Source organism: Phocaeicola faecium (genome assembly GCF_014837055.1).
GTDB classification, from domain to species: Bacteria; Bacteroidota; Bacteroidia; order Bacteroidales; family Bacteroidaceae; genus Phocaeicola; species Phocaeicola gallinarum.
Map to the genome: position 1 here is coordinate 1,166,120 of NZ_JACSPQ010000001.1, position 26,040 is coordinate 1,192,159.

A 26,040-nucleotide genomic window follows, 5' to 3' on the forward strand; every position below is an offset into this window, starting at 1 on the left:
CGGCTTTTTGAACGAAAAAAAATAAAAACAAATACCTAAATATGGAAAACAACAAACTCTTACTATTGGGCGACCAAGCGATAGCACTTGGCGCCATCCATGCAGGAATATCCGGTGTATATGCTTATCCCGGTACTCCTTCGACCGAAATCACCGAATACATCCAAGAATCGCCGCTGGCTAAAGAGCGAGGCGTACACAGCCGCTGGTGTACCAACGAAAAGACTGCAATGGAAGCGGCGTTGGGCGTATCGTACGTGGGCAAGCGCGCATTGGTATGCATGAAGCATGTAGGCATGAATGTATGTGCCGATGCTTTTGTAAATTCTGCCATCACGGGCGTCAACGGCGGGATTGTAGTGGTAGCTGCCGATGACCCGTCGATGCACTCTTCACAAAACGAACAAGATTCACGCTTTTACGGCAAGTTTGCCATGATTCCCATACTCGAACCGTCTTCCCAACAAGAGGCTTACGACATGATGGGATATGCTTTCGAACTGTCTGAAAGCAAAAAGCTCCCCGTATTGATGCGTATCGTAACCCGTCTGGCACATTCGCGCGCGGCTGTCGCTGTAAGAAATGCGGCAAACGAAACCGCTTGTACGGGCAGAGCTTCCGTCCCCACCGACTGGATATTGCTCCCTGCCAACGCTCGCCAGCGTTACAAAGAAGTTATTAAAGTTCAACCCGAACTTATAAAGCTCGCCGAAGAAACTTCATACAATGCCTTGTCGGTAACAGCCGGAGGCACAGCAGAAAAAGGTATCATAGCTTGCGGCATCGGATATAATTATGTAATGGAGAATTATCCCGACGGTTGTCCTTATCCGCTTCTGAAGATAGCTCAATATCCCTTGCCCGCCGAAAAAATAACCCGGCTGGCTCATACCTGCAAGGAAATCTTGGTAGTAGAAGACGGTCAGCCTTTCGTAGAAGAACAGCTTAAAGGAGTATTGCCATCGACATACATCGTGAAAGGAAGATTGAGCGGTGAACTGCCCCGCACGGGAGAATTAAATCCCGACAATGTGAAAGCAGCTTTGGGCATAGCCGGCGCACAGGTATATGCTGCGGCACAAAACGTAGTTCCTCGTCCACCCGCACTTTGTAATGGATGCGGGCACCGCGACGTGTACGACGCACTGAACCGTGTAGCTGCCGGATATCCCGATGCCAAAATATTCGGCGACATCGGATGTTATACGCTGGGCGCACTTCCTCCGTTCCGTGCGTTAGACAGCTGTGTCGACATGGGAGCTTCCATCACAATGGCAAAGGGAGCAGCCGATGCCGGACTGTTTCCTGCCATAGCCGTTATCGGCGATTCTACCTTTACCCATTCGGGAATGACAGGCTTGCTGGATGCCGTAAACGACCAATCCAATATCACCGTAATCATCTCCGATAACCTGACTACTGCCATGACTGGCGGTCAGGATTCTGCCGGAACCAACAAATTCGAGGCCATTTGTCTGGGGTTAGGCGTAGAGCCTGAACACGTGCGCGTAGTGGTTCCTCTTCCGAAAAACATGGAAGAAATCACCCGCATCATCCGCGAAGAAATAGAATATAAAGGAGTATCTGTCATTATCCCGCGCCGCGAATGTATGCAGACTCTCAACCGTAAGTTAAAACAAAAAAGAGCAGAAAAGAAATGAAAACAGACATCATACTTTCAGGAGTGGGCGGACAAGGCATCTTGTCAATAGCCACCATTATCGGCGAAGCGGCCACCCGCATGGGATTGACCTTGAAACAAGCCGAAGTTCACGGAATGAGCCAGAGAGGAGGAGACGTTCAGTCGAATCTCCGCTTATCGGATACGTCCATCGCTTCTGACCTTATACCGCTCGGCACTGCCGATATGATTCTTTCGTTAGAGCCGATGGAAGCGCTACGCTATTTGCCGTATCTGGGAAAAGACGGGTGGATTATCACGTCTTCTACTCCGTTTAAAAATATACCGAATTATCCCGACGAAGAAAAGCTAATGGCTGAACTGAACGCCCAGCCTCACGTGGTGGCACTGGATGTGGAAGGATTGGCAAAAGAGCACCAGATGCCCAAATCGGCAAACGTGATTCTGCTTGGCGCAGCAGCTTCTTTTCTTCAGATACTTGACGTACAGACGCTGCGTGAAAGCGTGGGACGTATCTTTGCATCGAAAGGCGAAGCCGTAGTAGAGACCAATTACCGTGCCTTCGACATCGGGTATGAGTATGTGAAACGTCTTAACCAGCCTGCCTTATGAGTCGTGTATTCAGCGAGGAACAAGTATCCTCGGTAGCCAAAGAAATGAAAGTTGCCGACTTACAAAACGCCACCATCGGCGACGTATTGCTGGTAGCTTCCCGCTTGGAAGAGTTGACAGGCATCCCGTTTATCCGCATGGATCAAGGCTCGCCCGGATTACCCGCCAACCGCATAGGCATTGAAGCAGAAAAGGCTGCGCTCGACCGCGGAGTGGGTGCGCAATATCCTGCCGCAGCGGGAGTAGCAGAGCTGAAAGAGGCTGCTTCACGTTTTGTCAAGGCATTTATTGATATCGACATTTCTCCCCGCGCCTGCCTGCCTACCACCGGCTCAGTAGCCGCTTCGTTCGGAGCATTTATCGCCTGTACCCAACGCATTCCGGGTAAAGATAAAGTATTGTTTATCGATCCGGGATTCCCGATACAGAAATCCCAGCTTCGCATCCTCGGTATCGGATGGGAATGGTTCGACATCCACGATTTCCGCGGGCAGGCTTTACGCCCGAAGTTGGAAAGTTTCCTCGAAAAAGGCGACATCGCTGCCATTGTGTACTCTAACCCCAACAATCCGGCATGGATTTGCTTGGAAGAAGAAGAACTGCAAATCATCGGCGCACTGGCTACCCGGTACGATGCTGTGGTATTGGAAGACCAAGCCTACTTCTGCATGGATTTCCGCCACGCATTCGGTCGTCCGTACACAGCTCCTTTTGTGCCCACCGTCGCAAGATACACGGATAACTATATCCTGATGCTGTCTGCCTCAAAAATATTCAGCTATGCCGGACAGCGTATCGCGTTGGCTTGCGTTTCTGACAAGCTGTTCGACAAGCAATACCCTGCCCTCGCCCAAAGATACGAAGACTCCGGCGTGTTCGGTCCTACGTTTATTGCTTCCATCATGTATATGATTACGTCGGGCTGTACGGCTACTACGCAATATGCCATGGCTGAAATGCTGAACCGCTCGGTATCGGGAGAAATCAATTTCGTAGAAGATGTGCGCGAATACGAACGCCGTGCACGCCGCATGAAACAAATCTTTACGGACAACGGCTTTACCATCGTTTACGACCGCGACGTTACTCAGCGCGTGGGCGACGGATTCTTTTTCACCCTCGGCTATCCCGGCATGACGGGCGGTGAATTGCTTTGCGAACTGATGTATTACGGCGTAAGCAGCATTTCGCTGTCTACTACCGGCAGTGACCAGCAAGGAGTGCGTGCCTGCACATCGCGTATGCGCGAAGAGCTTTACCCGATACTGGAAGAAAGAATGAAAGCTTTCCGCGAAGACCACCCGATATAAATTAATAATGTATATAAAGGAGTGATAACAGAGTATGGTTACGCCGCTCGTTATTCACAGCCTATGTTAACGATTATCTGACATGATTTGGAACACTAACAAAGAATGTATGCCGCGCGAACAAATGCGCGAACTACAAGGCAAACGCTTGCAGAAGCTCGTTGTTTACGTTTATCATAACGTACCTTTCTATCGCAAGAAAATGCAGGAAATGGACCTTGCGCCCGATGACATACGCTGCATCGACGACATTGTGAAACTTCCGTTCACCACCAAGCAGGATTTACGGGACAATTATCCGTACGGGTTGATGGCGGCTCCGCTTTCAGAGGTGGTGCGTGTACATGCCTCATCGGGCACGACAGGAAACCCAACCATTGTAGGTTATACCCGCCGCGACCTTTCCATCTGGTCGGAGGTGATGGCACGGTGTCTGTCTGCTTATGGCGTTACGCGCGATGATACCTTTTCCGTTAGTTATGGATACGGACTGTTTACAGGAGGACTGGGGGCGCATTACGGTGTTGAGAACCTCGGTGCTACCGTTATACCGGCTTCTACGGGAAATACCGAGAAACACGTGCGCCTCATCCGCGACCTCCACATTACGGGTATCGCCTGTACGCCTTCGTACGCGCTTTATCTGGCTGAGGTGGCTGAACGCATGGGTATCCAAAAAGGAGAACTCGGACTACGTGTGGGGGCGTTCGGGGCAGAACCGTGGACGGAAAACATGCGCCGCGAAATTCAGGAACGCCTCGGACTGAAAGGATATAATATCTACGGATTAAGCGAAATCATAGGGCCGGGCGTGTCTTACGAATGTCAGGAGCAAAACGGCTCGCACATTAACGAAGACCATTTCTATCCCGAAATCATCGACCCTGAAACGCTTCAGCCGCTGCCCGCCGGCACAAGGGGAGAACTGGTGTTTACCACGCTCACCAAAGAAGGAATGCCTTTGCTCCGATACCGTACGAAAGACCTTACTTCGCTCATGCCGGGCACGTGTCCGTGCGGACGAACCAACGTACGGATGACTCCTATCATGGGACGCAGCGACGATATGCTCATCATCCGGGGTATCAATGTATTCCCGTCGCAGGTAGAAAGTGTTATCCTCGGCATGAAAGAATTTGAACCGCGTTACTTGCTGGTGGTCGACCGCAAGAAAAACCTCGACACACTGGAAGTGCAGGTAGAGGTGCGCCGCGACTTCTTTACCGACGACATCGGTGCCATGTTGGGACTGAAAAAAATGCTTTCCGACAAACTCAAGAGCGTACTGTCCATCAGTGCCGATGTGAAGTTGATGGAACCTAACAGCATAGCCCGCAGCGAAGGAAAATCGACACGGGTAATAGACAAACGTGTATTGGTATAACCTAAAAAGCAATTATCAAGCTATGACAATAAAACAATTATCGGTTTTTTTAGAGAATAAAACCGGACGAATCAACGACGTAGTGCGCACGTTGGGACAAAACGGAATCAACATGCACGCTTTCAGTATGGCAGAAACGGCAGATTTCGGTATCCTGCGTCTGATAGTTTCTGATGTAGACAAGGCCGTAGAGGTATTGCGCCAGCAAGACTTTGCCGTGATGTCTACCGATGTGGTTTGTTTGAGTTGTGAAAACGTACCCGGCTCATTGGCTGTGATTTTAGAGTATCTGGCGCAAGAGCAAATTTTCATCGACTACATGTATGCTTTTGCCCAAAACGACCGTGCGCACGTGGTCATCAAGCCCAACGACATGGCGCGCTGTCTCGATGTACTGAAGCAGCACGGGTGTGAAGTGCTTTTGGATAAAGACCTGTAAGCCAACTTATTTTTGTTATCTATTCCGCCTTGCTTCTGCCGAAATGTACTCGTGTTTTTCGCTGAAGCAAGGCGGATTTTTTATGTTTCTCCAAATCTTTTCGTAGCTTTGTAATGTTATCAAAAGAAAAAACTATGGCTACGATACTTTACATAAAAAACATGGTTTGTAACCGTTGCATCATGGTGGTAGAAAATATTCTGAAAGCAGAACATCTTACACCGGAACGGGTTGAACTGGGAATGGCTTCCATCAGCGAAACACTGACGGAGGAACAGAAAGAAAGCGTGCGCCGACAGTTGGAGGCTGTGGGCTTCGAACTGATGGATGATAAGCGCAGTCTTTTGATAGAACACATCAAGCAACTTATCATCGAGCTTATCCACCGACAGAACGGAGAATTGCGAACCAACCTGTCGGATTACCTCACGGAACATTGTGGACAGGATTACAGTGCGTTAAGCAAACTGTTTTCGGAAATCAACGGCATTACCATCGAAAAGTATTTCATTGCCCAAAAGATAGAGCGGGTAAAGGAGTTGCTCGCCTACGACGAACTTTCACTGAACGAAATAGCTGATTTGCTGAACTATTCGAGTACGGCACACCTCAGCGCACAGTTTAAAAGCGTAACCGGAATGCCGCCCAGCCAGTTTAAGAAGCAAGCCAGCCACAAGCGCTTGGCGTTAGACAAAATCGGGCAATAATATCCCCCAAAAACGCAAGCGGATGCGTTGATAAAAACATCCGCTTGCGTTCAACAAAACATGCGGATAAGTTACCTTACGCTATGGGAAGAAATTTTGCAGGCTTCAAACGATACAAAACTTGTAAATCCTATCCTTAATTATATAAATGGTTTTGCGGAAAAGCCGTTACTTTTGCATTCGCTAATAAGAACAGAATCAAATTTAAAAGTATATGGATAAACCCAAAACCATCAAACGGAATTTTCCTGTATTGGAAATGAGCTGTGCCGCGTGTGCAGCCCGTGTAGACAAGACATTAAACCGTCAGCCGGGCGTACAGACTGCAAGCGTAAACTACGCTTCGGCTATGGCAACCGTAGAGTATGACCCTGAAATATGTTCACCCGAATCGTTACGTACAGCCGTACAGACAGCCGGATACGACCTTGTTATCACTGCTGATAAAGAGGAAAGCAAGCAAGAGGCAGAAGATGCTCACGAACTGAAGTACCACGCTTTGAAGCATCGTACCATCTGGGCGGTTCTTCTCTCGCTCCCCATCGCCATAATCGGACTTTTCTTCATGGATATGCCTTACGCCAAGTACATTATGTGGCTATTATCTACTCCCGTTGTATTCTGGCTGGGCAGAGGATTCTACATCAATGCTTGGAAGCAACTGAAACATGGAAGTGCAAACATGGATACGCTGGTGGCAAACAGTACCGGAATTGCTTATATCTTCAGTCTGTTTAACCTTTTCTTCCCTCAGTTCTGGTTAAGCCGAGGCATCCAGCCTCATGTTTACTTTGAAGCGTCGAGCATGATTATCGCTTTTATTCTATTGGGCAGACTGCTGGAAGAACGGGCAAAAGGAAACACTTCTACCGCCATTCGGAAACTGATGGGGCTGCAACCCAAAACGGTGACGCTGCTTACTCCGCAAGGTGAATTGCGCGAAACTGCCATCGAAACGGTAAAGATTGGTGACACGCTGGTTGTAAAACCGGGAGAAAAAATAGCCGTAGACGGAACGGTTACGGAGGGAAGTTCATACGTCGATGAAAGCATGTTGAGCGGCGAACCTGTTCCGGTGGAAAAGTCTGTATCTGCAAAGGTCTTTGCCGGCACCATTAACCAAAAAGGAAGTTTCCGATTCAAGGCAGAAAAGGTGGGCAGCGAAACCATGCTGTCTCAGATTATCCGCATGGTGCAAGACGCGCAAGGCAGCAAAGCTCCCGTACAGAAACTGGTAGACCGTATCGCTGCGGTTTTCGTTCCTGCCATTATGGGTATCGCGTTGTTGGCGTTTGTCTTGTGGCTGATATTCGACCCCGTAAACGGATTTACCCGCGGACTGCTGGCGGCGGTAACGGTACTGATTATCGCTTGTCCGTGTGCGCTGGGACTCGCCACACCCACAGCCATCATGGTGGGTATCGGAAAAGGAGCCGAGACCGGCATATTGATTAAAGATGCCGAGAGCTTGGAAACAGCAAAGGGTATTGACACCATTGTACTCGATAAGACGGGAACGGTTACAGAAGGGAAGCCCGTGGTTACGGATTTTATCTGGACGGCAGAGACGCCGTTGCTGAAAAACATTTTTTACAGCTTGGAGGTCAGTTCCGAACACCCGTTAGCGGAAGCCGTGGCAAACCATCTGAAAGGCGAAGCTCTCCCGATAAATAACTTTGAGAGCCTGACCGGTGCAGGTATCAGCGGGATAGTTAACGGAAAGCGTTACTACGCCGGAAACCTGCGACTCATGAAGCAACAGCATATCCGTATCAGTGAATCGCTCGCCGCAACTGCCAAACGGCTGACGGAGGAAATGAAAACCGTGATATGGTTTGCCGACGAACAGGAAGCATTAGCCCTTGCCGCCATTACCGACCGCATCAAGGAAACATCCAAAGAAGCTGTAGAGAAGCTTCGCCGAATGGGTATAGACATCTACATGTTAACGGGAGACAACGAAGCGACAGCTGCATCCGTAGCCAAAGAAGCGGGCATACCGCACTATCGCGCCGAGGTTCTGCCTGCACAGAAAGCCGGATTCATAAAAGAGTTGCAACAACAGGGGAAACGGGTGGCAATGGTAGGCGACGGAATTAATGACAGTGCCGCCCTCGCCCAAGCCGATTTAAGTATCGCAATGGGTAAAGGAAGCGACATTGCCATCGACGTTGCCAAAATGACAATTATCTCGTCCGACCTCCGCAAGATAGCCGATGCCGTCCGCCTGTCTACACTCACTGTCCGCACCATCCGCGAAAACCTTTTTTGGGCGTTTATCTATAATCTCATTGGCGTACCGATAGCTGCCGGTGCACTCTACCCCATTTGCGGTTTCGTTCTGAGTCCTATCATAGCGGGAGCAGCAATGGCGATGAGCAGCGTAAGCGTAGTGACCAACAGTCTCCGCCTGAAAACGAAACGCTGACAAGCGCATACGCAAACTGCTGTCATTGTCCGTACAAAGCTTCGGAACAGTGACAGCAGTTGGTGTATGCGGCAAGTTACTCTGACAGATTAACAAGCCACCATCTCTTGCAATATACGCACGGCAGATTCTACATCGTAAACTTCTTTCATCACCATGCTTCGTTTGCCGTTTTGCTCCCGCAGGTTACAGTTGCGCGGGTATTTCGCCATGTAGTTTATTATCTTACCGAATGCCTTGCTTTGGTAATACGGACTGTCAAGGTTGCTTACGAAGTAGAGCGTCATGCGTCCGGCTTTCAAAACCACTTTCTCAATGCCCAACCGCTTGGCAATGCGGCGCAACGGAACGATACGGATCAGCTCTTCGCCTTCGGACGGTATCTTGCCAAAACGGTCGACCAGACGTGCCTTAAATGATTCCACATCCTTATCCAGTTCCAGCTTATCCAACTCGCGATACAGCAACATGCGTTCGCTACTGCTCGGTATGTATTCGTTCGGGAAAAGCAATTCGAGGTCGCTCTCTACGGTACATTCGTCAACAAACTCTTCGCCGCTGAATTTCTCTTCGCCCGCTTTCACCTCGTCGGCATACAGTTCGGCAAATTCGTCGGTCTTTAATTCTTTAACCGCTTCCGCAAGAATTTTCTGATATGTTTCATAACCCAAGTCGGCGATAAAGCCACTCTGTTCGGCTCCCAGCATATTCCCTGCCCCACGGATATCCAAATCCTGCATGGCTATATGGATTCCGCTGCCGAGGTCACTGAAATTCTCTATCGCCTGAAGCCTGCGTTTGGCTTCGGGGGTAAGGGATGACAACGGAGGTGCCAACAGATAACAGAATGCTTTCTTATTGCTGCGCCCTACACGCCCACGCATCTGGTGGAGGTCGCTAAGCCCGAAGTTCTGAGCTTGATTGATGATGATGGTATTGGCGTTAGGAATGTCGATTCCGCTCTCAATGATAGTGGTAGCCAGAAGCACATCGTAATCATAGTTCACGAAGTCGAAAATAATTTTCTCCAATTCATCAGGCTGCATCTGCCCATGCCCGATACAAACACGGCAGTCGGGGATGTTACGCTGAATCATCATCTTCAGTTCCATCAGGTTTTGGATTCGGTTATTGACGAAGAACACTTGCCCGTTACGGCTCATCTCGAAATTGATGGCATCGGCTATGATTTCCTCGTTAAACGTATGTACTTCGGTTTGGATAGGGTAACGGTTGGGCGGCGGAGTCTGTATCACCGAAAGGTCGCGCGCTCCCATCAGCGAGAACTGAAGCGTACGCGGAATGGGAGTTGCCGTCATGGTCAGCGTATCGACGTTCACTTTTATCTGCCGTAGCTTTTCCTTTACGCTGACACCGAACTTCTGTTCCTCGTCGATAATCAACAGTCCCAAATCTTTAAACTTAACACTCTTGCCGATGATTTTATGCGTACCTATCAGGATGTTTATCTTGCCATCCGCCAATTCTTTCAATATCCGGGAAGTATCTTTGGCTGTCCGGGCACGGCTCAAGTAGTCTACTTTGCAGGGCATGTCTTCCAAACGCTTCTTAAAGGTTTGGTAATGCTGGTATGCCAATACGGTAGTAGGCACCAACACCGCCACTTGCTTGTTGTCGGTCACGGCTTTGAACGCCGCCCGAATCGCCACTTCTGTCTTTCCGAACCCCACATCGCCACACACCAAACGGTCCATCGGGCGATCGCTTTCCATATCCGCTTTTACCTCCTGCGTTGCTTTTAGTTGGTCGGGCGTGTCTTCATAAATGAAGCTCGCTTCCAGCTCATGCTGTAAAAAGCTGTCGGGACTGTACTTGAATCCTTTCTCCTGCTTACGCTGCGAGTAAAGTTTTATCAAGTCGCGGGCTATGTCTTTTATCTTGGTTTTGGTGCGTTCTTTCATCTTCTCCCACGCACCTGTACCCAACTTGCTAAGGCGAGGCTGTTCTCCCTCTTTCCCTTTGTATTTGGATATTTTATGCAGCGAATGGATAGAGACAAACACCACGTCGTCATTCTGATAAACCAGCTTGATAACCTCTTGCGTGGTATTTCCGTTAGGGATGCGCACCAGTCCGGCAAACTTACCGATACCGTGGTCAATGTGTACCACGTAATCGCCCGGCTCAAACTGGTTCAGTTCTTTCAGCGAGAGGGCAACCTTCCCGCTGCGTGCTTTGTCGCTCCGAAGGTTATATTTATGAAAGCGGTCGAATATCTGATGGTCGGTAAAAAAGCAACATTTCAGCGTATGGTCGATAAATCCTTCATGCAACGTGCGGTCTACCGCCACAAAACGAATCTTATCTCCGCGTTCCGTAAATATATCATGCAGACGATCGGTTTGTTTCACGCTGTCGGAACAGATATATAACGTATATCCCCGTTGCAGATAATCGGTAAACGAACTCGCCACGAGGTCAAAATTCTTATGGAAAATGGGCTGGATGGAAGTTTCAAACTTCAGGGTTGCCTGCGGAGTTCCCAGCGCTTTATGACCGAAATCAATGCGGCGGAAATCCAGCGAGCGTACCGTAAATTCAGAACCGTCAATCAGTTTCTTTTCCAGATTCATCAGTTCTGTCTGCTCCCCTTCGTAAGCGATAAGCGCCTGCGGAGAAACAGCCTCATCGTGAACGGTTTGAATCCGCTCACGCACCCACACCAAATCTTTCGCCCAAATCACCGTGTCGCGGGGAATGAAATCCAAGAAACACACGTTGCTGTCCGACGTTCCCGACAGTTCGGGCACAATGCTTACCGAGTCTTTCTTTTCTTTCGAAAGCTGTGTTTCCACCTCAAACGTACGGATGCTGTCGATTTCTTCGCCGAAGAAGTCGATACGGTACGGATATTCCGAAGCAAAAGAAAACACATCGAGGATGCTTCCGCGCATGGCAAACTGCCCCGGCTCATACACGTAATCTACATGTTCAAACCCGTATTTCACCAGCGCTTCGGTTATTTTTTCGGTTTCAATCTCCTGCCCTACGCGCAGCGTGAGCGTATTCTCGTTCAGCGACTTGCGGGAAACCACTTTCTCAGCCAGCGCATCGGGAAATGTTACCACCGCAACCGCCTCGTTTCGCTCCAGACGGTTTAACACCTCGGTTCGCAATATCTCGTTCGCCGCATCCTTCTGCCCGTACTTGATGGCACGACGATACGACGACGGGTAAAACAATGTCTGCTCATCGCCATTCGCCTGAACGATATCGTGATAGAAATATCCAGCCTCTTCTTCATCGTTCAGGATAAAGACGTATACTCCCGGACGCACCTTGACAAAAGCGGAAGCATACAGAGAAGCACACGATGCGTGCATTCCGTCTAAATAAACTGTTTTTATATCTTTATTGTCCAACAAAGAAACCAGTCCCGCTAAATTGGGATGTTTCGCATAAATCTGCTGAAGTTCTATTATAGTCATTAGTTAATCGGATAGTTGGCGCAAAAATAAAGAATCTCACGGGAAAAATCGAATAAAATTTGATGATTCATACGCATCCGCTTGCGTTGGATGACACTACCCATAGAAATGGCTAACTCATGCGGTAGAAATCCTTAACGCTAACGGTAGTTTTTTGGAGCACTTCCGCAAATTTATTTATCGCTGTATATCAGCACTATAAGGATGCTCTGAAAATTATCAGTCCGATACCCATAAAGTAAGTGATTTTAAAGCATACGCTATGCTTAGAAACTGTTTTGAATTTCTACAAAAAATTATTCTTGGCTTGATGTATCCGTTTTCGTGTGTGCGTTGGTCGATAAATTCAAAACAGTTTCTTACTTTTTCAAATTATCATTATATTTGTACTCTCTATTATTATTTATAAATGTACAACGACATTATCAAATTACTAAAAGAGCGACGACTGAAAGAAGCCTTTGAATTACTGAACTTATCGGCTTCCGATGCCGGAAACTGGCTGGTCAAGTCGGAGGTGGAGAACCTCAAAACCACGTATGGATACATGCTTCAGTATGCCGCCAAAGGTATGCAAGACCCCGAACGGGACAAGATGTACAGCCAACTTGTATGTAAGGCGTACGAACTGGCAGACCGGGTGGAGTATATCCGCACTTATACCTCCGGACAAGGACACCGGGGGGAACTGTTCCGCACGTTCAAGCGTACTCCGCCCCCCTCTTACGGAGAACTGTGTCTGACGCTGGAAACCATTGCGGAAGATATGGGCGTGGTTCCGCTTATGGAAAACGATGAAGGCAAGCGGAAGGAAAAGATGAAAGCATTGTCCGTGCGACGCGAAAAAACGGTAGACACGCTGTTCGACAAGACGTGGGTGTCTGACGGATGGACGGAAGAAGAATTCAACGAAGCAACGGCGTTACTTCGGTCGGTATTGATTCCGGTCAACGACATTGCCGTGATGATAAGTGCCGTAACCATGAGTCTGCTCGATTTGTTCGACCCCCGGAAATATCAGTTCCTGCTTACGGCTTATAACGAACGGACCGAAACGTTGCTTACCCAACGGGCGCTTATCGGCATCGTGCTGGCTACCTTCCATCAGAAAGAGCGTCTGGCACTTTATCCGGAATTTATCGCCGCCTTGTCTCTCTTCATGGAAAATCCTGAAACGCTCAGACAGTTGCATGACATTCAGATATTGCTTCTGCTTTCGCGCGAAACGACGAAGATAGACAAGAAAATGCGCGAGGAAATCATTCCGCAGATGATGAAAAACCCACAGTTTAACAACTCCAATATAAATGTGGCAGACTTGGATGACATGGAAGACATGAATCCGGAATGGAAAGCCGGAATAGAAAAAATAAGCGAGCGCATCCGTGAAATGGGGGAATTACAAATGGAAGGAGCGGACACGTATATGACTACGTTCTGCCAACTGAAAAGTTATCCGTTCTTCAACCGGATGGCACATTGGTTTTATCCGTTCGACAAGCAAGTGCCGGAAGTGGCTGCTTTGTTCGATAACGAAAACATCAGTGACAAGTCGCTTATCAATCTGCTATTGGAATCGTCTACCTTCTGCAATTCCGACAAGTATTCGTTTTGCCTTACGGTAAACTCTATTCCCCTTGCCCAACGGCAGGCTTTGAGTATGCAGCTTGACGAGCAAAACGAATTTATGAGGCAAAACCTGAAAGAGGAGAAAAAGGCAAACGATGCAAGTCGCCAATACATCCACGATTTATACCGCTTTTTCAAAATCAGTTTGTTCCGCCAAGAGCATGACGATATTTTTGCCAACCGGATGTCGCTTTGGGAGAATCCGTTCTTACGCCCGCTGATCCTGACCGATGAATATCGCAAACCTATCGCTGACTATTTATTCGCAAAAGATTATGTAGACGAAGCTGCCCTACTGTATACCGAACTGACCCGAACAGGTTCTGAGGATGCTGAGGTTTGGCAAAAATTGGGCTTCTGCCTCCAAAAAGGGAAAAGATATGAAGAAGCCATCGAAGCCTACAAACAGGCAGACTTGTTCAAGCCCGACCACCGATGGACGCTCAAGCATTTGGCACAATGCTACAAACGGATGCAAAATTATGAAGAGGCTCTTTCATACTTCCTGCGGATAGAACAAATGCAACCGGAAGATTTGAACTTACTGATGCAAATCGGGCAGTGCTTAACGGCACAATGCAAATATAATGAAGCGCTGAATTACTTCTTCAAAGTGGAATACCTGACAAACAGTCCGGTTAACGCACAGCGTGCCATCGGGTGGTGTTACTTCATGGAGAAGAAATACGATGAGGCAATTCACATCTACGAAAAGATTCATGCTTCCAGTGAGGTGCGTCCTGCCGATTACCTGAACGCCGGACATGCTTGCCTGCTTCGCAACGATCTCACAAAGGCTCTGGATTACTACCGCCATACGCAAGAGCTTTGTAAGTCATACGATGAATTTATTGAAACTTATCATGCTGATAAAGAAATCATGCTGCAACATGGCATTACGGAAGAGTATTTCTATTTGATACCCGACTTGCTGTAAACACATCTATATCTATATTATTAAAACGATTATAATATAAGTGAAAAACAGCAGGTAACGACATCGGAGAAAACAAATTATCTGTATATTTGAAACCGTATCGGTAAAGGATTCGACCTTAGCCGATACGGTTCTTCGTTAAAACAGGCTGCCATGAAAAAGTTCATTCTATTTTTATTGATATGTTTGCTTTACCCGTTCATGGGCAAGGCACAAAACGAAACGTCCCCAGCGGTTACCGACTCGCTGAGCGTACCGCTTCCTTCTCCCGTCCCACAAAGCGGATTGCTTTACTCTCCTTTCAGCATGTATGGCATTACGCCATTCAGCTATGCCACATGGGAATTGCATGAAGGATTCAATGCGTCGTTAGGAATGAACATCACGTTCAGTCCGAGCCGTTACGCCCCGTCGGGAGTGGGATTCGGACAGGATGCCGCTTTTTTATATGCCGTACCGCTCACCAAACGATTCAGCGTGGCAGGAGGAATATATGCCAGCAACTTGGATTGGGGATTCATAGACTATCGGAACGTTGGAGTTGCCGCCATTGCTGCCTTTAAAGTAAACGAGCGTATCAGCCTGTATGCTTACGGCAACAAGTCGCTAATGCCCAAACGCTCACCCTTATATTATCCGCTCCCGCACTTCGCCCCCGACCGCTTCGGAGGCATGGTCAATTTCAAATTGGGCGAAAGCAGTTCCATCAGTTTCGGCGTAGAAGGAATACGGTATTAGTTGGCAATACGAACTTTACATGCCTCAAACATTTCTTCGCTGGCGAAATTCTTTGGGAGACATCCCTGTGCTTTTTTTAAAGAAACGGGTGAGATACGACTGGTCGGCGAAACTCAGTTGTTCGGCTATCTCGGTAACAGACAGTTCAGGCTTATTCAGCAAAACCTTTATCTCGGCTACCAACTGTTCGTCAATCAGTTGTTTAGGCGTTTTGCCTCCTAAATATTCTACGGTTATCTGGTGCAAATAGCGCGGAGTGATACAAAGCTCCCCGGCATAAAAGGCTACCTGATGCTGTTTCATGCTACATTCTCTTACCAACTGCATGAAGCGATGGCAGAGCACCTGCTTACGACTGTACTGATTAACGAGTGCCAGTTTTTCCTGAATCGTATTAAACAGCCACATCAACAGGCTTTGCAGGAAATTGTACTCCAGTTGTTCTCTGAACTGACGGGGCTGTCCGCCGAACAGCATCTGCGCCATTTCCATCCACAACTTCACTTCCCGCCAAGTTTTCTGGCTGCGTTCGTCTGCCGTATGCCGGTAGCAGGGATGCTCGTGGGTATAATTAAAATAAGGAGTATCGATGGGTAACATTGCTTTCAAGAAAACTTCGTTCGGAAACACCAGCATCGTAACCTTGAAATCGGCGGATGAAGAAAGCAACTCCATCAACGCACCGGTTAAAAATATCAATTCGGTCTGCTCATCCAACTCGTACTGCTGCACACCTGTCGAAACAACGCCTCTCCCCTGCGTACATATCAAATAAATACCACACCGAAAATGGAAAGGATTTCCTTTCAAGAAACTTAAATCAGACTCTTCACAGCGTATCGTGGATATTTCGGATAAAAATTGATTATACATAATCATTTCTCTTTTTGCGCAACAAATATACGCATATTCCAAAACAGTACACCTGTTTATTCTTAAAATGAAATGTTTTGTACTATTTAAGTCATATTCCATTTCCTACAAAGCTAATAATTTTGCACCCGAATAAAATAAAGAGTAAAACACGATGAACAAACAAAATAGTAAGACATTTTTATCGATCTTCTTGGGAACAATGAGCGCATTCGGTCCGTTTGTTATGGACATGTATTTGCCTACACTGCCTTCCATGACGAATTATTTTCACTCGTCTTCATCCATGGTTCAATTAGGACTTACCGCAGGAATGGTAGGTCTTGCCGCCGGACAACTGATATTCGGTCCGCTGAGCGACCGGTACGGACGCCGGCAATCGCTGATTGCTGCCATGATTTTATTTCTCCTTTCCACACTGGGCTGCTTATTTTCTCAAAACATCTTCCAATTCACTATCTTACGTGTGGCTCAAGGGATAGCCGGAGCCGGCGGAGTGGTATTGTCTCGCTCGATTGCCGCCGACCGTTATGCATCGCATGAGTTGGCTGCCATGCTTGCACTCATCGGCGCCATCAACGGAATAGCCACGGTAGCCGCTCCCATAGCCGGAGGTATATTGGCAGGGTTTGGCGGTTGGAAAGGTATCTTCTGGTTTCTTTGCCTGCTGGGAGTTGCGCTACTCGTCGGTACACTTTACTTTAAAGAAACCCTGCCCCAAGCGCGTCGGCAGTGTGGGCAGTGGATAAGCGTTTTACAAAATTTCGGCACCGTGTTCCGAAACCGTACGTATATGTCATACGTCTTTCAGTACGGATTTACCATGAGTGTACTGTTTGTCAACATAGCTTCCGCTCCTTTCATCATGCAGCAACATTACGGACTGTCACCTCTTTCGTTCAGTCTTTGTTTCGGTATCAATGCCATTGCGATGGTTATCTCATCCGGTGTGGCTGTCAAACTTCCCACTATGGAGCGCGCCCTGCAGACCGGAAGTTACGGTATGATACTGTTCGCCGCCATGATATGTACCGCTCTGTTCTTAGGATGCAGTTTTTGGATATACGAAGTATTAACTTTCTGCCTGCTGTCGATGGTAGGTATGAGCTTTACCGCTTCAAATGCGCTGGCGATGGACTGCGAACGCCGACATGCAGGCATTGCTTCGGCACTGTTGGGGGCAGTGGGATATGCCGCCGGAGGTATCGTATCGCCTCTGGTAGGTATCGGAGACATCTTTATGTCTACGGGAACTCTGTTTGTTACAGGAAGTATCTGTGCTTACATCTGCACGCGCTACGCGCTGACCCAGCGTTTCTTCCGCCTCCGCACATTTTAAAAATCCAACCCGTCAAAACAGCTTCAGAAGGCATTCAAACAAGCCTGAAAATTCATGCGGATAAGTAAGGCAACGCATCCGCATGTTTTGGTGAAAACATACGGATGCGTTGAGTAAAACTACCGCATAAAATTTACATGCCACCGAAAGCGGAAAATAACCCTCTCAAAAAGCCTATAGTTTTCCATCCCGACGGCTTGGGAAAGCGAAAAGAAAGCTCTAACTTTGTTTCTTGATTTAAACCGAAACTTTATGGATTATCAAGAAACACTTACTTATTTATATAACAGTGCGCCGCTTTTCCAACAGATAGGAAAAGACGCATACAAAGAAGGGTTGGAAAATACAATCCGGCTGGATGAATATTTCGGGCATCCACACCAATGCTTCCGTACCATCCACGTAGCAGGTACAAACGGAAAAGGCTCTTGCTCACACACACTTGCCGCTATCCTTCAATCGGCAGGTTACAAAACCGGACTTTATACTTCGCCCCACTTGGTAGATTTCCGCGAGCGCATCCGGGTTAACGGGATACCGGTATCGCAAGACTTCGTTATACGCTTTGTAGAACAGCACCGTGCGTTTTTCGAACCTCTCCACCCGTCTTTTTTTGAACTGACTACGGCTATGGCGTTTCTGTATTTTGCCGAACAGAAAGTAGATGTGGCGGTTATAGAAGTCGGGCTGGGCGGACGACTGGACTGCACCAACATCATCCACCCCGACCTGTGCCTCATCACCAACATCAGTTTCGACCATGTTCAGTTTTTAGGAAACACGTTAGAAAAAATAGCCACGGAAAAAGCCGGTATCATCAAGCCCCACGTGCCGGTGGTCATCGGCGAAACCACCCCCGAAACTTATCCGGTGTTTAAAGAAAAAGCCGATAGCGAACATGCACCCATCGTCTTTGCCGAAGAAGAACAACTGCTGAAACAGACTTCAAGAAACGCAGACGGAACATACCTCTATCAGACAGCCGACTATAAAGACCTGACAGGTGAACTGGGAGGACTCTGTCAGAAAAAGAACACCAATACATTGTTTTCCGCCATCCGGCAGCTCATAAAAGCAGGTTACCCTATCGGCGAAACCAACGTAAGAGAAGGATTTGCACACGTATGCGAACTGACTGGACTGATGGGACGCTGGCAGAAACTAAGCGATCGTCCCACGCTGGTATGTGATACGGGACACAACACGGGAGGGATGCAATACATAGCCGAACAACTTAGCTTGCAGACTTACCGGACGTTACGCATCGTTATCGGCATGGTAAACGATAAAGACATCAGCGGCGTGCTTTCGATGCTTCCGAAAGAAGCGTGTTACTATTTTACCCAAGCCAGCGTGAAGCGTGCACTACCCGCCGAAAAAGTAAAAGAAGCAGCAGCCGGCTTCGGATTGAAAGGAAATATTTACCCCAATGTGGGAGCAGCCGTAGAAGCTGCACGAAAAGATGCCGCAGCCGAAGACTTCATTTTTGTAGGAGGAAGTAGTTTTATTGTGGCTGATTTACTTTCTTTAAACAATTAACCCCGTTTCTTTTTACTCAAATGTTTGGGTATATTGAATAAAATCTTTTTATTTGCATAAAATTTGACACATGTAAATAAAAAGATTTTATTAATATATGAATAACACATTCTACAAAGAAAACAATCTGAGCGGCTTGAAGAGAGCCGATTTCCAGAAAACAATCGGCGGAAAAGAAACCGACCTATTTATCTTGTCGAACGAAAACGGAGCTGAAGTGGCTGTTACGAATTATGGAGGAGCCATTATTTCGATTATGGTCCCCGACCGTAACGGAAAACTGGCGAATGTAGTTCAAAGTCACGATACCATTGATGGGGTAATCAACAGTCCCGAACCTTTCTTGAGTACACTTATCGGGCGCTACGGAAACCGTATTGCCAAAGGAAAATTCAAATTAGACGGCGTAGAGTATCCGCTGACGGTAAATAATGGTCCCAATTCGCTTCACGGCGGTCCCACCGGCTATCATGCCCGCGTATGGGATGCAGAACAGACCAATGCTCAAAGCGTTACGCTACACTATCTTTCAGCAGACGGTGAAGAAGGTTTTCCGGGAAATCTGGACATTACGGTGGTTTATACCTTTACCAACGAAAATGAAATCATCATTACTTACACAGCCATCTGCGACAAGAAAACCATTGTCAACCTTACCAACCACGCATTTTTCAGCCTGTCGGGAGTAAACAATCCTACTCCTACGATAGAAAACAATATTGTAACCATCAATGCCGATTACTATGTGCCGATAGATGAAGTGTCTATCCCAACAGGCGAAATTCTGAAAGTAGAAGGCACTCCGATGGATTTCCGTACGCCACATACCGTGGGAAGCCGTATCGACGAACCATTCCAACAATTAATCAACGGCGCCGGATATGACCATTGCTATGTATTAAATAAAGAAGAAGCCGGAACTCTGACATTTGCAGCAAAATGTGTAGAACCGGAAAGCGGACGTACACTGGAGGTTTACACTACCGAACCGGGCGTACAAGTTTATACCGACAACTGGGCAACCGGTTATCCCGGATATCACGGAGCCACTTTCCCAAGAAGAAGTGCAATCTGCTTTGAAGCCCAACACTTCCCCGATACTCCGAACAAAGGTCATTTCCCCTCTGCCGTATTAAATGCAGGAGACACCTACCACCAAGTAACCATATACAAGTTCGGAGTAGAAAAATAATAGATAACACTAACCTAATTTATAAACTTTATTACAATTACTAACAACCATGAATCAACAAAAACAGAACGGTAACGTCATCGCAATCGTTACCATGTTCTTCCTCTTTGCGATGATTTCTTTCGTAACCAATCTGGCTGCTCCGTTCGGTACTATCTGGAAAAACCAATATGCAGGAGCCAACACGTTAGGTATGATGGGAAACATGATGAACTTCCTTGCATATCTGTTTATGGGTATACCGGCAGGAAACATGTTGGTTAAAATCGGTTACAAGAAAACGGCGTTAACCGCCATTGCAGTAGGTTTTATCGGCCTGCTCATACAATATTTGTCCAGCTTATTCGGTGCAGATACCGATGTTTTTGCTTTGGGAGAATATGCCATTAAGCTGAATTTCATCATCTATCTGTTAGGAGCGTTTGTCTGCGGCTTCAGTGTATGTATGCTTAACACGGTGGTTAACCCCATGCTGAACTTGCTGGGTGGCGGCGGAAACAAAGGAAACCAGCTTATCCAAACAGGAGGTGCGCTTAACTCTTTGTCGGGAACATTGACTCCGCTGTTTGTAGGTGTGCTAATCGGTACAGTTACACCCAACACAGCCATGTCAGACGTTGCTCCGCTGCTGTTCATTGCGATGGGCGTATTTGCTTTCACTTTCATCGTGATTTCATTCGTCAGCATCCCCGAACCTCACATGCGTAAGAAAGGAGAGACTGTAAAAGAAGAAAAATTCTCTCACTCTCCGTGGAACTTCCGCCATACGGTATTGGGCGTTTTCTGTATCTTCGTATATGTAGGTATTGAAATCGGTATTCCGGGTACATTGAACTTCTACTTGGCAGACCCGACCGAAAGAGGAGCCGGCCTGCTTACAGATGGTGCAGCCATCGGTGGTGCCATTGCAGCTATCTATTGGCTGTTAATGCTTGTAGGACGTTTGACCAGTAGTATTATCAGCGGTAAAGTATCAAGCCGCACTCAGTTAATCGTAGCTTCTGCAACGGCTATCATTTTTATTCTGATTGCTATTTTCACTCCGAAAGAAGTAACCATCTCTATGCCGGGATATAGCGCTGACAATGGTTTCCAAATGGCATCAGTACCTTTGAGCGCATTGTTCCTTGTGTTATGTGGTTTATGCACTTCGGTAATGTGGGGAGGAATCTTTAACTTGGCTGTAGAAGGATTAGGTAAATATACCGCTCAGGCTTCGGGTATCTTTATGATGATGGTTGTGGGCGGAGGTATCTTCCCGCTTCTCCAACAATTCATCTCCGATTCATTAGGATACATGCCAAGCTACTGGTTAATCATCGCCATGCTTGCTTACTTGCTGTATTACGGACTGATTGGATGCAAGAACGTTAACAAAGACATACCAGTTGATTAAGAATCATAAAAAAATGAAGGATGGAGAATCAAAAACAGGCTCTTCATTCTTCATTTTTGTTTTCACTCATTTGAAATATTAACCTTTAAACTTTTATCATTATGGACATAGAATTTGTAAGAAGCCGCTTTATTAAACATTTTGACGGTACAACAGGCTCAGTATATGCTTCACCGGGACGTATCAACTTGATTGGCGAACACACGGATTATAATGGTGGATTCGTATTTCCCGGCGCGGTTGACAAAGGTATGATGGCTGAAATCAAGCCCAACGGTAAAGATAAGGTTTGCGCTTATTCTATTGATTTAAAAGATTACGTTGAATTCGGATTAAACGAAGAAGATGCACCCAAAGCAAGCTGGGCACGCTATATATTCGGTGTATGCCGCGAAATGATTAAAAGAGGAGTTGACGTTAAGGGATTCAATACCGCATTTGCCGGCGATGTTCCATTGGGAGCAGGTATGTCGTCGTCTGCTGCATTAGAGTCTACTTTCGCCTATGCCTTGAACGATTTGTTTGGCGACAACAAAATTGATAAATTCGAATTAGCTAAAGTAGGACAAGCTACCGAACATAACTATTGTGGTGTAAACTGCGGTATCATGGACCAATTTGCTTCTGTATTCGGTAAAGCCGGCAAATTAATCCGCTTAGACTGCCGTTCTTTGGAATATCAATACTATCCGTTCAAACCGGACGGCTACCGCTTGGTTCTTGTCGACTCGGTTGTAAAACACGAATTGGCTTCTTCTGCTTACAATAAACGCCGCCAAAGTTGCGAAGCCGTAGTAGCAGCCATACAGAAAAACCATCCGCACGTAGAATTTTTACGAGACTGCACAATGGAAATGCTTAACGAAGTAAAAGAAAATGTGTCTGAAGAAGATTACAAACGTGCTGAATATGTTATCGAGGAAATCCAACGAGTGCTTGACGTTTGCGATGCGCTGGAAAAAGGTGACTATGAAACCGTAGGTCAGAAGATGTATGAAACTCATCACGGCATGAGCAAACTGTATGAAGTTAGCTGCGAAGAACTTGATTTCTTAAACGATATTGCTTTCGACTGTGGCGTAACAGGTTCACGAGTAATGGGAGGCGGCTTCGGTGGTTGTACCATCAACTTGGTGAAAAACGAACTCTATGAAACTTTCATTACAACGGCTAAAGAACGCTTCAAAGAAAAATTCGGCCGCAGCCCGAAAGTTTACGATGTAGTTATCGGAGACGGTTCACGGAAAATCTGCTAAACCGTTTTGGAAGAACGTTTAAAGAATAACCATATAGAATCTGTAAAGCCAACCTTCAACCGAGGTTGGCTTTATTTTTTCCGGCAAGGGACAAAAGCCGATAATATTTGTTACAACCTGATAATCAAGCATAAAGAAAAGGATAACCCGACAGCAGTTTATCCCGTAAAACGCAACCGTTAGTGTTGCCCATTTCATGCGGATGAGTTGCCCATTCCTACCCATAGAACTTGCCCGTCCTATGGGTAGAATTTTCAAGCCGTTGCAGGGAGCGTTTAAAGCTGGAAGAAACGCTTCATCATTTCTTTCCGGTACTTTCTTGATACGATTAAATCTTCGGATGGAGCATCGAACGGCGGATACATAACACAACGGTTATCTTGAACCATAAGCAGGTAGCTCAGGTTTATGATGAATGACTGGTGTATCTGAACGAATTGTTCATCGTAAGCGCACAGTTGTTCGGCAGACGTATTACGCCGAAGCGAAATAAATGTACCGTTTGTCAATGCCACCTCCCATGATTTCCGTGCAGACTGGTAACGGAAATAGCCAATGTCAGAAGCACGCAGCACGCGCAAGTCGCCCGTCGGCGTAACCAGCATAAAAGGTTTCTCACTATCCACCGAAAAAACTCCGATACGGTTAGGAAACATATCTTCTTTCTTTTGTGTTTTCACGCGCGACAATACCACTTCCAGTTCTTTTCTATCAACCGGTTTCAACAAAAAATCGAAAGCATAATTGCGCAGAGCGTCAATCATATACTTGCTATAAGCCGTATAAAACACGATTCTCATGCTCCATGACAGCCCTTCACGCAATTTCATAATCACATCCATACCTAACATGTCGGGCAGTTCTACATCAAGAAAAACCAAATCGGGTTTTATTTTCTCTATCAGCTTGATTCCGGCAATCCCTGTGTGAGCTATCCCCTCCACAGATATCGAATCATAATGTTTCAACTCAAAACACAAGCTGTCAACAGAGCTCTCATCATCGTCAACAATAACAGTTTTCAGATTTTCCATATTAATCATCTTTTGTTTAACTGATAAGAATAATCAAGGGGAACGACAAAGCGCACTTCACACCCCGTTTCTCCATCGTCCATTGGTACATTACCGATACACATAGTTATCGGAGTACGGTTATAGTAATTGAGCAACTGGATGGTCCGCGTAATAACTTTCATTCCCGTTCCGGTTCCTCGATTCAGACTTTTCTCGCGGTAACCTCCCCCATTATCGCGAATAATAATCTCAACCGCCTCACCGCCACACCTAATCTGCACATTCAGCAATCGTTTCCCCTGCTTCGTCCGAAGTCCATGCTTGATAGCATTCTCTACGGGAATCTGAATTAACATAGAAGGCACATGAACCGTTGCCAAATCAATATCCTTATCTATATCTTGAACATACGTAAACTGCTCGCCCAAAACCTCTTTTTCCAACTGGATGTATGTAGAAACAAAATCAAGTTCATCGGCAAGCGAAACCGACACACTGTCGGTCATTTCCAGATTGCGGCGAAGCAGTTTTATCAGCCCCATCAGGTTTCCATCGTCTTTTTCCGCTTTAGAGTGAAGGTTTACTTCGCGGCTCAAGACATTAAATATAAAATGCGGAGAAATACGGCTACGCACATTTGCCAAACGCAACGAAGTCATAACGGTTTGCATCCGCCAACGCTCGCGGTCACGTTTCCGCCTGATAACAAGAATCAAAATGGCAAGCAATAGAACTCCTGAAATGGCAGCGTACAGCCATTGATGTAACCGGAGCACTTGGTTTTCTTTCTCCCGGATGGATATTTCTTTCTTCATCAGCGTGCTGTCTCTGCTATACTGCAAGGCTATCTCCATAACCCTCATCTTAATCCATTCGTTTCGTGTGGAGTCATCGATACGCTGGTTTTCCGACTGATAATGGTAAGCCTGCTTAAAGTCTCCCTTCTCAGCATAATAATGTTGCAAATAGCGGTTCCGGATATGCACCATGTTCGGGTCAATATGCTCAGGCTTAACCGCCTCTTTCAGTCTCCGGGACGCCAGCTCAAGGTTGCCCTGCTTCAGAGCAAGCTCTATCAGTTGGGTATCAATGTAATAAAGCGCACTGATGTTTCCGATAGAATGAAAGAAATCATAACAGCGACTCAAATAATATTCTGCCGAATCGGTACGATTCAACAACAAATACACCTCACCCAGATTAATCATCGTCAGATTCCGTTCGAACTCCATTCCGGGATATTGGTTAGAAAGTTCCAAAGAACGGCGGAAATATTTCAAAGCCGTTTCATAGTCTTCGCGGAAATAATACGAGTTGCCCCTGTTATTCAAATAAATATGTTTCTCGAACGGCTGCATACGGTCATAAAAACGATAAGCCAAATCGTAATAATAATCGCATTTAGAAAAATAGCGAAGCTCCATATTAACTTGGGCCAACCCATAATAAACAGGAAAACGCTTTTCTTCAGGGATTCTCAAAGAATCGAAAACCGATAAGGCATACCGATACCAATAAGAACCTTCATCGTAACGCGCCAAGCGGACATAAGCATCTCCCAAATTCAAGCAAATATCGGGAACGAACGTCTTGTCTTTTATTTGCATCGCATATCCGTAGGCTTTCCGGTATGCCCAGACAGCAGAATCGGCAGAGGCCTTGATACGTGAATATACATTTCCCCTGACATTCCATGCTTCTGCACATAACTGTATCACTTCTGGAGTCCGGTTCGCTTTTTCACAATAAGTTTCTATCTTATCCAGATAACACATCGTAGAATCGGAAACGGATAAAAACATCAGTGCCTTTGCTTTCAGCATCAACAGTTGATAATAATCAAAGCTGTCGGTTTCAGAAGCCAACAAACTGTCTGCCTGCTTACAAACCCACGCGGGATTTTTCGACACGGAATCGCCTATCAACGTCATAAAAGCCTGACTCTTTCCTTCTCGAAAGTCTTTTTCGGAACGCGCACAACCTACTATCAAAAACTGGACAACCAAATATCCTATTAACACAAAGAGTATTGTATGCAGTTTCATATCGGCATTGATTTGTCAACAAATTTAAATAAAATGAACAAAGAAGCAAAAAAGTGTCCTGTTTTATTTAGTCCGGCTTCTCGCAAATATCTGAAAAATAGACTTACCT

General features: G+C 46.6%; 18 protein-coding genes. 14 read left to right on the forward strand and 4 right to left on the reverse strand.

What is annotated here, in order from left to right; translation table 11 throughout:
* Positions 1–41: 41 nt before the first annotated feature.
* The 7 genes from H9626_RS05085 (at position 42) to H9626_RS05115 (ending at position 8,522) form a co-directional block, all read left to right on the forward strand.
* On the forward strand, positions 42–1,661 hold the full coding sequence (locus H9626_RS05085; RefSeq protein WP_191709765.1) for a thiamine pyrophosphate-dependent enzyme: 1,620 nt from the start codon (positions 42–44) through the stop codon (positions 1,659–1,661).
* Positions 1,658–2,254 carry an indolepyruvate oxidoreductase subunit beta gene (locus H9626_RS05090; protein ID WP_191709766.1) on the forward strand — a complete coding sequence of 199 codons (597 nt, stop codon included), beginning with the start codon at positions 1,658–1,660 and terminating at the stop codon, positions 2,252–2,254. Before H9626_RS05085 ends, H9626_RS05090 begins: the two co-directional genes overlap by 4 nt.
* Positions 2,251–3,564: an aminotransferase class I/II-fold pyridoxal phosphate-dependent enzyme gene (locus tag H9626_RS05095; RefSeq protein WP_178256030.1), complete on the forward strand. Its 1,314-nt coding sequence runs from the start codon at positions 2,251–2,253 to the stop codon at positions 3,562–3,564. Before H9626_RS05090 ends, H9626_RS05095 begins: the two co-directional genes overlap by 4 nt.
* A gap of 82 nt (positions 3,565–3,646) precedes the next feature.
* Entirely contained in the window at positions 3,647–4,948 is a 1,302-nt protein-coding gene (locus H9626_RS05100) for a phenylacetate--CoA ligase family protein (RefSeq protein ID WP_191709767.1), read from the forward strand.
* A gap of 22 nt (positions 4,949–4,970) precedes the next feature.
* Positions 4,971–5,387 (forward strand): ACT domain-containing protein, encoded by a 417-nt coding sequence (locus tag H9626_RS05105; RefSeq protein ID WP_178256028.1) that lies wholly within the window; start codon positions 4,971–4,973, stop codon positions 5,385–5,387.
* Positions 5,388–5,521: 134 nt separating this feature from the next.
* The gene (locus H9626_RS05110; protein WP_178256027.1) at positions 5,522–6,094 is read left to right on the forward strand and encodes a helix-turn-helix domain-containing protein; all 573 of its coding nucleotides are present in this window, start codon (positions 5,522–5,524) and stop codon (positions 6,092–6,094) included.
* A gap of 214 nt (positions 6,095–6,308) precedes the next feature.
* Positions 6,309–8,522 (forward strand): heavy metal translocating P-type ATPase, encoded by a 2,214-nt coding sequence (locus H9626_RS05115; RefSeq protein WP_191709768.1) that lies wholly within the window; start codon positions 6,309–6,311, stop codon positions 8,520–8,522.
* An 89-nt stretch (positions 8,523–8,611) separates the two neighbouring features.
* Here the strand turns inward: H9626_RS05115 and mfd are convergent, their stop codons facing one another.
* On the reverse strand, positions 8,612–11,971 hold the full coding sequence (gene mfd / locus H9626_RS05120) for a transcription-repair coupling factor (RefSeq protein WP_191709769.1): 3,360 nt from the start codon (positions 11,969–11,971) through the stop codon (positions 8,612–8,614).
* 409 nt (positions 11,972–12,380) lie between these two features.
* Between mfd and H9626_RS05125 the strand changes: the two genes are divergently transcribed.
* Both H9626_RS05125 and H9626_RS05130 read left to right on the forward strand, forming a co-directional pair.
* A complete protein-coding gene (locus tag H9626_RS05125) occupies positions 12,381–14,537 on the forward strand; it encodes a tetratricopeptide repeat protein (RefSeq protein WP_191709770.1) in 2,157 nt (718 codons plus the stop codon).
* A gap of 153 nt (positions 14,538–14,690) precedes the next feature.
* Positions 14,691–15,275, forward strand: a complete 585-nt coding sequence (locus tag H9626_RS05130) for a hypothetical protein (RefSeq protein ID WP_178256023.1) — start codon at positions 14,691–14,693, stop codon at positions 15,273–15,275.
* Between the two features lie 24 nt (positions 15,276–15,299).
* On the opposite strand, the gene H9626_RS05135 is transcribed toward H9626_RS05130, so the two are convergent.
* Positions 15,300–16,148, reverse strand: coding sequence for a helix-turn-helix domain-containing protein (locus H9626_RS05135; protein ID WP_225230878.1), 849 nt, complete (start codon positions 16,146–16,148; stop codon positions 15,300–15,302).
* A gap of 154 nt (positions 16,149–16,302) precedes the next feature.
* Between H9626_RS05135 and H9626_RS05140 the strand changes: the two genes are divergently transcribed.
* The 5 genes from H9626_RS05140 to galK all read left to right on the forward strand — a co-directional run bounded on the left by H9626_RS05140 (position 16,303) and on the right by galK (position 22,870).
* Positions 16,303–17,487: a multidrug effflux MFS transporter gene (locus tag H9626_RS05140; protein WP_178256022.1), complete on the forward strand. Its 1,185-nt coding sequence runs from the start codon at positions 16,303–16,305 to the stop codon at positions 17,485–17,487.
* 252 nt (positions 17,488–17,739) lie between these two features.
* Positions 17,740–19,026, forward strand: a complete 1,287-nt coding sequence (locus tag H9626_RS05145; RefSeq protein WP_191709771.1) for a bifunctional folylpolyglutamate synthase/dihydrofolate synthase — start codon at positions 17,740–17,742, stop codon at positions 19,024–19,026.
* 97 nt (positions 19,027–19,123) lie between these two features.
* Complete coding sequence (locus H9626_RS05150) at positions 19,124–20,218, forward strand: aldose epimerase family protein (protein WP_191709772.1); 1,095 nt, start codon at positions 19,124–19,126, stop codon at positions 20,216–20,218.
* 49 nt (positions 20,219–20,267) lie between these two features.
* Positions 20,268–21,614: an MFS transporter gene (locus H9626_RS05155; protein WP_191709773.1), complete on the forward strand. Its 1,347-nt coding sequence runs from the start codon at positions 20,268–20,270 to the stop codon at positions 21,612–21,614.
* 101 nt (positions 21,615–21,715) lie between these two features.
* Positions 21,716–22,870, forward strand: coding sequence for a galactokinase (gene galK / locus H9626_RS05160; protein WP_178256018.1), 1,155 nt, complete (start codon positions 21,716–21,718; stop codon positions 22,868–22,870).
* A 275-nt stretch (positions 22,871–23,145) separates the two neighbouring features.
* Here galK and H9626_RS05165 read toward each other — a convergent pair whose 3' ends face one another.
* Both H9626_RS05165 and H9626_RS05170 read right to left on the reverse strand, forming a co-directional pair.
* On the reverse strand, positions 23,146–23,904 hold the full coding sequence (locus H9626_RS05165) for a LytR/AlgR family response regulator transcription factor (RefSeq protein ID WP_178256017.1): 759 nt from the start codon (positions 23,902–23,904) through the stop codon (positions 23,146–23,148).
* Positions 23,905–23,909: 5 nt separating this feature from the next.
* Positions 23,910–25,931: a tetratricopeptide repeat-containing sensor histidine kinase gene (locus H9626_RS05170; RefSeq protein ID WP_225230879.1), complete on the reverse strand. Its 2,022-nt coding sequence runs from the start codon at positions 25,929–25,931 to the stop codon at positions 23,910–23,912.
* Positions 25,932–26,040: the final 109 nt, after the last annotated feature.

Coding starts and splice junctions, on each gene's coding strand:
- H9626_RS05095 (WP_178256030.1), top strand. CDS start 2,251: ATGAGTCGTGTATTCAGCGAGGAACAAGTATCCTCGGTAGCCAAAGAA.
- H9626_RS05150 (WP_191709772.1), top strand. CDS start 19,124: ATGAATAACACATTCTACAAAGAAAACAATCTGAGCGGCTTGAAGAGA.
- H9626_RS05165 (WP_178256017.1), bottom strand. CDS start 23,904: ATGGAAAATCTGAAAACTGTTATTGTTGACGATGATGAGAGCTCTGTT.
- H9626_RS05090 (WP_191709766.1), top strand. CDS start 1,658: ATGAAAACAGACATCATACTTTCAGGAGTGGGCGGACAAGGCATCTTG.
- H9626_RS05105 (WP_178256028.1), top strand. CDS start 4,971: ATGACAATAAAACAATTATCGGTTTTTTTAGAGAATAAAACCGGACGA.
- H9626_RS05140 (WP_178256022.1), top strand. CDS start 16,303: ATGAACAAACAAAATAGTAAGACATTTTTATCGATCTTCTTGGGAACA.
- H9626_RS05100 (WP_191709767.1), top strand. CDS start 3,647: ATGATTTGGAACACTAACAAAGAATGTATGCCGCGCGAACAAATGCGC.
- H9626_RS05145 (WP_191709771.1), top strand. CDS start 17,740: ATGGATTATCAAGAAACACTTACTTATTTATATAACAGTGCGCCGCTT.
- H9626_RS05170 (WP_225230879.1), bottom strand. CDS start 25,931: ATGAAACTGCATACAATACTCTTTGTGTTAATAGGATATTTGGTTGTC.
- H9626_RS05125 (WP_191709770.1), top strand. CDS start 12,381: ATGTACAACGACATTATCAAATTACTAAAAGAGCGACGACTGAAAGAA.
- H9626_RS05085 (WP_191709765.1), top strand. CDS start 42: ATGGAAAACAACAAACTCTTACTATTGGGCGACCAAGCGATAGCACTT.
- H9626_RS05155 (WP_191709773.1), top strand. CDS start 20,268: ATGAATCAACAAAAACAGAACGGTAACGTCATCGCAATCGTTACCATG.
- H9626_RS05115 (WP_191709768.1), top strand. CDS start 6,309: ATGGATAAACCCAAAACCATCAAACGGAATTTTCCTGTATTGGAAATG.
- H9626_RS05110 (WP_178256027.1), top strand. CDS start 5,522: ATGGCTACGATACTTTACATAAAAAACATGGTTTGTAACCGTTGCATC.
- mfd (WP_191709769.1), bottom strand. CDS start 11,971: ATGACTATAATAGAACTTCAGCAGATTTATGCGAAACATCCCAATTTA.
- H9626_RS05135 (WP_225230878.1), bottom strand. CDS start 16,148: ATGTATAATCAATTTTTATCCGAAATATCCACGATACGCTGTGAAGAG.
- galK (WP_178256018.1), top strand. CDS start 21,716: ATGGACATAGAATTTGTAAGAAGCCGCTTTATTAAACATTTTGACGGT.
- H9626_RS05130 (WP_178256023.1), top strand. CDS start 14,691: ATGAAAAAGTTCATTCTATTTTTATTGATATGTTTGCTTTACCCGTTC.